Here is a 1,443-nt window from a genome sequence, read left to right on the forward strand (position 1 = left end):
CTAATGCCGATCAGTTAAGCGGCAATAGTTAAAAAATCTAAGGATCGGTTGACCGATCCTTTCATAAGTTCAAAATCCGATGATCACTAGTCATCGGATTTTTTTATGCGATTTCACCAACACCTTGACGAGACATTTAGTTACACAGAAGAGCTCAACTCACTGGATAAGTTCCTGTCACTTCTCGACCCAGATATTGTTGAACAAGCCTTTGAAGTATCTGGCGTAGCGACCTTGAGACGTAGGCGGTTGCCGCTCGAGGCCGTTGTTCTACTGGTGATCGGCATGAGCTTATATCGCAACGAAACCGTGTGGGATATCGCGAGCAAACTGGATATATCATTGCCGGGTAAAAAGCTGTTAGTGGCGCCAAGTGCATTGGTTCAAGCAAGACAGCGCTTAGGCTATGAGGCGGTAAGACAGGTGTTTGAAGCGCTTTCTCAGCGCACGTTTGAAACCAAGTCATTTGAGCAGTGGTGTGGACTTAATTTACTGGCCGTAGATGGTGTGGTGTACCGCGCTCAGGATACTCATGAAAACATCGAGGCGTTTGGCTGTGAAAAAAATGTGCACGGTGAAAGTCCTTATCCACAGATACGAATGTGCTGTTTAATGGAAGTCTCAAGCCATCTGCTACTGGCCAGTGAATTCGATGCACGTCATGTAGGTGAAATGAAGTTGGCTGAGCGTTTACTCAAGCATGTTCCAGCCAACTCACTGACCCTGTTTGACAGGGGATATTATTCGCTCGGGCTGCTCAATCTGTGGCACCAATCGGCTGATAATGCCCACTGGATGTTACCGGCGAGGAAAGACCTACAATACGAGGTGATACATCAACTTAGTGAGCATGACGCTGTCGTAACGCTGCCTACCAGTCCTCAGGCAAGGAAGAAGTTCTGTGACTTACCTGACAAGATAACCGCTAGGCTGACGAGTTATCAGGTCAACGGTAAACAGTATCGCGTCCTGAGCTCGCTGACTGATCCACTCCGATACCCTTACGACGAACTGACCGAAGTCTATACACAACGCTGGGAAATTGAACTGGGGTTCAAAGAGATGAAGCAGGGGCTCCATCAAGCGAAGCATGCCCTACGCAGCAAAAAGCCTGACATGGTGAAGCAAGAGTTATGGGGGCTGCTGTTAGCCTACAATCTGGTGCGGATGGTAATGATTGATGCCACTGAAGATACTCCTGATCTAACGCCCACTCGGCTCAGTTTTACCCTAAGTATGAGGCAGGTGGTTACCTTTTTCATTACTGTCACTACACGCAGTGCAAGCAAGTTGCCAGAGCATTATGCTTACCTGTTAGATACTCTTAGACTATGTGTCTTACCAGACAAGCGGCCTGATAGAGTATATCCAAGAGCGGTGAGGGCAAAGCCAAGCAAATATCCTAAAAAGAAAAATGCCAGTCAGCTTAACTGACTGGCATTA

The 1,443-nt window shown here is 47.4% G+C and carries 1 protein-coding gene; it reads left to right on the plus strand.

All coding sequences use genetic code 11. The features are described from left to right. Positions 1–105: 105 nt before the first annotated feature. A complete protein-coding gene (locus OE749_RS18570) occupies positions 106–1,434 on the plus strand; it encodes an IS4 family transposase (RefSeq protein ID WP_263713987.1) in 1,329 nt (442 codons plus the stop codon). Positions 1,435–1,443: the final 9 nt, after the last annotated feature.

Origin of the sequence: Fluctibacter corallii (genome assembly GCF_025751585.1) — a bacterium.
GTDB lineage: Bacteria > Pseudomonadota > Gammaproteobacteria > Enterobacterales > Alteromonadaceae > Fluctibacter_A > Fluctibacter_A corallii.